Raw genomic sequence first — 4,948 nt, forward strand, 5'->3', positions numbered from 1 at the left:
ATAGCGTTCCAAAGTTTATGCTAGTCATGGGGGAAGTTTGATTTGAGAAGCTGGTAACTTTCATCTTCTTACTTCTCCCGCCTTTTTTCTTAATTCACATTAGGCGTGAATTACGAATTACGAATTGAAATAAGGCACTCAACCCCAATAATAAAGGCGTAAACCAATCACCCCAACGCACGTATAAGGTTTGTGTCTGACGACGATATATAGTTTCTCCATGAGTTTCGTAAGTATTGTATCCAGATATCCACAAGGTTCTGCCGTGGGGATCAACAAAAGCTGAATACCCTGTATTAGTTGCCCTTACTGACCATCTATCAGTTTCAATTGCCCGCATGATATCTTGTGCATGGTGTTGCAATGGCATAGCAGCATTGTAATGAGCATCATTGGAAGAACTAAGGATAAATTGCCCACCCGCAGCAGCTTGACGACGAAATACTTCCGGAAAGGCTGACTCATAACAAATCCCCACAATCGCCCGACCAAATGGAGTGTCAAAAATTTGATTGGGTAAGCCATGAACTTGATGTTCATCCAGTGGAGACAAGCGCTGAACGAGTCCACCGATAATTCCTTCAAAGGGAATATATTCGCCCAAAGGCACTAGTTTGGATTTATCGTAGCGACTGGTAACTTCGCCTTTGCTGTTGACAGTAAATAAGCTGTTAGTATAGCTGCGTCCTTTTTCCCCAAAAGCGCCTATCCAAACAATTACACCTTTTTCCCGGACTGCTGAAACTAAGGGAGTTGTAGACAGGTTTCGTTGAAAAACTGGTAGTGCGCCTTCTGGAGTTAAAACTGCATCTACACCTTGATTGACTAAAGTTAAATACCCATCTGTGTAGCCGGAGATAGCGCGACGCAATCCTTGGGGAAGCAGTTTAATTTTATTGGGAATATTGCCCTGAACAATGCCTACTTTCAATGCTGCGTCTGTAGTTTGAGCGATGGGTGCGGTATATAGAAAGAAAGCAATTAGGTGTAAGGTAATTAATAATCCTGTGGCAGTTGCTAAATATCTATTATTAATAAACCTTAGTTGACGACTTATCCACGCCTCAGCAATTAAACCATTGACACCCACAATTGCTGCTGTGACAACAGCCTGACCGGATATTTGCCCAAGGTGTAAAATTATGAGGTTATGTGGCGATTGGGTATAAGCTAGGGAACTCCACCACAAGGGGCCAGCGCTCCAAAGACTTTCTAAAGCACACCAGATAGCTGTAGCCGTCAGTATACGCAACCAAGATTTCTGTGCGGACAGACGAGTTAAGCAAGCTGCCCAAATAGCTACAAATAAACCGCCGTAAAAGCTAACAAATGACAAACAAAAGATAGTAATTGCCAAACTCGGCCACCAGGGAACACCCAACCAATCCATAGGATGGATGCCTGTAATCCAAAATAGGGCAACACCGTGATAGCCAATCCCCCAAGCTAGTCCCAGGATGGGGACAAAGAAGGAGGTCGCTTTAGTTTCCTGAAGGTTGGGGGATTGATTTTTTCGTTTGGTAAAACTGACTACTAGTAGCCAAAGGGGAGTTAGGGCAAACCATGCTAGGAACCATGCACCAAAGGGGGCTACTGTTAGCCCCATCAATACCCCACTAGTTAAGGCAATTAAGAGAGGGAGTAAAGTTATTAATCTCCCTCCTAGATTCTTACTCAGGTTCTGCTGCATCGCCGGTGTCAGGAGGAACGATCGCTACTCCGGTAATTGCATCATCTTCATCTAAGCGTTGGACTCTGACACCAGTTGCCGATCGCGATTGGATGGAAATCGCATTTACAGCCTGACGAATAATAATTCCACGATTTGTCACCATCATAATTTCGTTGTCGTTGTTGACGATGCCAAGGGTGGCTAATTGGTCTTTGGTTTTGCGGTTTTTGAATTTGGTTGCCATCAAACCTTGTCCAGCACGATTTTGTAGTCGGAATTGAGCTACAGGTACGCGCTTACCATATCCTCCCATAGTGATGACTAGCACCCAAGGGCCGACGCTGCTATGCTCTGCTACTTCTGCTACTTCTGCTGTTTCTTCGATGTGTTCGGTGTTTTCGATATCCTCGGTTTCAAGTTCTTCGACTTCTTCGGTGTTTAAAGTATCCAGAATCGCTGCCGGGAGAATATCCATCCCTACCAGTTCATCACCTTTTTTGAGTTTCATGGATTTTACTCCACGAGTCGCCCTACTTAGGGGACGGAGTTGTTCATGGTTACATCTAAAGTGAATTGCCATACCTAACCGCGAACCAACGATGACGCTGTCCTCGACTCTGGCGCGGCGTACCCATCGGAGTTGATCACCTTCTTCTAAGGAAATAGCAATTAAGCCATTGGCACGAATATTGCTGAATGCTGCCAATTCGGTTTTCTTGATGTTGCCGCCTTTGGTGAGCATAACTAGATATTCTTCACTAGTAAACTCATCCACAGGGACTATTGAGGTGATTTTTTCTTCTTTGGGTATTGGGAGTAATTGAACAATTGGTGTACCGCGACTAGTGCGGGAACTGACGGGAATTTGATAGGCTTTGAGGCAGTAGACGACACCGCGATCGCTAAAAAATAGCACGCTGTCATGGTCGCAACAAGTCAAGAAATGCTCAACAGTATCATCATCTTTGACTTTAGCGGCAGCTTTACCTCTGGTGGCACGGCTTTGGGCTTCAAAGGTGTTGACTGGCATCCGTTTGATGTAACCTTGCTCTGTGACGAGGATAATCGCTTTTTCGTTGGCGATGAGGTCACGGTCATCTATTTCACCTTCTGCATGGGTAATTACCGTGCGCCGGGGTGTGGCAAAGCTGGTTTTGATTTGGGTGATTTCGGTTTCGATGATTTCGAGTATCCGTTCCCGCCTTGCTAGGATGTCTTGCAAGTTGGTAATTTGGGCTTGTAAATCCTCGTGTTCTTGACGAATTTTGTCTGCTTCCAAGGCTGTTAACCGCCGCAGTTGCATTTGCAAAATTGCATCAGCTTGGACTTCCGAAAGCCCGTAGGTTGTGATTAATTCGCCTTTGGCTGTGGGCGCATCGGAAGCACCACGAATCAAATTAATAATTGCATCTAGATGGCTTAAGGCAATTAATAAGCCTTGTAAAAGGTGGTCGCGTTCTTCGGCTTTCCGCAGTTCGTAGCGGGTACGTCTGGTAATGGATTCGATGCGAAAATCAAGGAATACCTGTAAGAAATCTCTGAGGGTGAGGATTTGGGGTTCACCATTCACCAACGCCAGCATATTTGCCCCAAAGTTGGCTTGTAGGGGTGTTTGCTTGTAAAGGTTGTTGAGAACTACGCGGGGATAGGCATCACGCTTGAGTTCTATCACGATTCGCATACCATCGCGATCGCTTTCATCGCGGATATCTGCAATTCCTTCGATCCGCTTGTCGTTTACCAACTCGGCAATTTTTTCAATTAAGGCCGCTTTGTTGGTTTGATATGGTAATTCGGTGACGATGATGGCTTCTCTGTCTGGTCTTCCCCTGCTTTCAACGGTTTCAATGTTGGCGACACCACGCATGGTAATGGAACCCCGTCCTGTGGTGTAGGCCTCTTTAATCGCTCCCATCCCCAGAATTTGCGCTCCTGTGGGGAAGTCTGGCCCTGGGATATATTGCATTAACTGGAGGTCAGTAATTTCTGGATTGTGAATTAGTGCTACCAATCCATCAATCAATTCTCCCAAGTTATGGGGAGGAATGTTAGTTGCCATGCCTACGGCAATCCCCGAAGAACCATTCAGAAGTAACTGGGGGATGCGGGATGGTAGAACTGTTGGTTCTTGTTGGGAACCATCGAAGTTATCAGCAAAATCTACTGTTTCTGATTCGATGTCTTGCAGTAGGGAGGCGCTAGTTAAGGCTTGCAAGCGACATTCTGTGTAACGCATTGCCGCCGGGGGATCGTTATCTACAGAACCAAAGTTACCATGACCGTTAATTAGTGGCGATCGCATGGAAAAATCCTGTGCCATCCGCACCAAGGCATCATATACTGCTGTATCGCCGTGGGGGTGATATTTACCCAATACTTCCCCCACTACACGAGCGCATTTCCGAAACGGGCGATCGTGGGTTAACCCCAACTCGTGCATAGCGTAGAGGATGCGACGATGCACAGGTTTTAGACCATCCCTGGCATCTGGTAGCGCCCTACCCACTATTACACTCATGGCGTATTCCAGATAAGACCGGGACATTTCATTCCGCAGATCCGTCGGGATAATCCTCTCCTGTGAGGTTGTCATAACCTAAATAACTCCAAAAAATTTAGATTTTAGCCTTCGTGCTTGACAAAGCACAAAATTACGCAAAATTTCTCTTGAATAATTGCCATATTTTGCTACAATTCTAACACAATATTACCTGTGTCTGCCGAGTCAGCTAACCCATCTTTGATCATCAAAAATTTTGTTGAGATTTAGTTAGTGACCATAATTTAATTAAAATTAAAAAATAAAATTGGTTTTTAGCAACGAATTTTAATTTTAAATATAAGCAAGATATTACTGGGTATTGATTTGAGATGTAATTAGGAAACTTTTGGGACTAACAAAAAGGCGATTAAACGAGCAAAAAGAATTTGCGTGAAATGGCTAAAATTAGTCAATTGTGATAACAGTAAATTTGTATTTATTAATGTGCCTGCCACTGCTGCATTAGTAGCCGTAATTGTACAAATAATAGCCAGTGCGGGATATGGTGAAGCTCTTTGCCTCTGATGCAACATTCTCAGCCTTCAGAAATCAATTTTATCAGTCCCAAGACAGTTTGTAGCTATTTGTATCAACGTTTAAGCTGGTGTGTATATGTTTGGGGCAATAAGAGGTGATTCGTAAAGAAAATCTAAAGAGCTTTTGAGTAATCTGGACTAGATTTTAATCTAGATCAGGTTGAGTAGTTGTAGAAAATATGAGTAGTCTACCTAAGA

2 protein-coding genes are annotated in these 4,948 nt (G+C 44.2%); both read right to left on the minus strand.

Annotated features, from left to right (window positions below):
• Positions 1-94: 94 nt before the first annotated feature.
• Entirely contained in the window at positions 95-1,690 is a 1,596-nt protein-coding gene (gene lnt / locus H6G18_RS24370; protein WP_190409666.1) for an apolipoprotein N-acyltransferase, read from the minus strand.
• Entirely contained in the window at positions 1,671-4,265 is a 2,595-nt protein-coding gene (gyrA, locus tag H6G18_RS24375) for a DNA topoisomerase (ATP-hydrolyzing) subunit A (RefSeq protein WP_190409667.1), read from the minus strand. Before gyrA ends, lnt begins: the two co-directional genes overlap by 20 nt.
• Between the last annotated feature and the right edge of the window lie 683 nt (positions 4,266-4,948).

Source organism: Anabaena subtropica FACHB-260, assembly GCF_014697105.1.
Classification (GTDB): domain Bacteria; phylum Cyanobacteriota; class Cyanobacteriia; order Cyanobacteriales; family Nostocaceae; genus Trichormus; species Trichormus subtropicus.

Coding starts and splice junctions, on each gene's coding strand:
- gyrA (WP_190409667.1), bottom strand. CDS start 4,265: ATGACAACCTCACAGGAGAGGATTATCCCGACGGATCTGCGGAATGAA.
- lnt (WP_190409666.1), bottom strand. CDS start 1,690: ATGCAGCAGAACCTGAGTAAGAATCTAGGAGGGAGATTAATAACTTTA.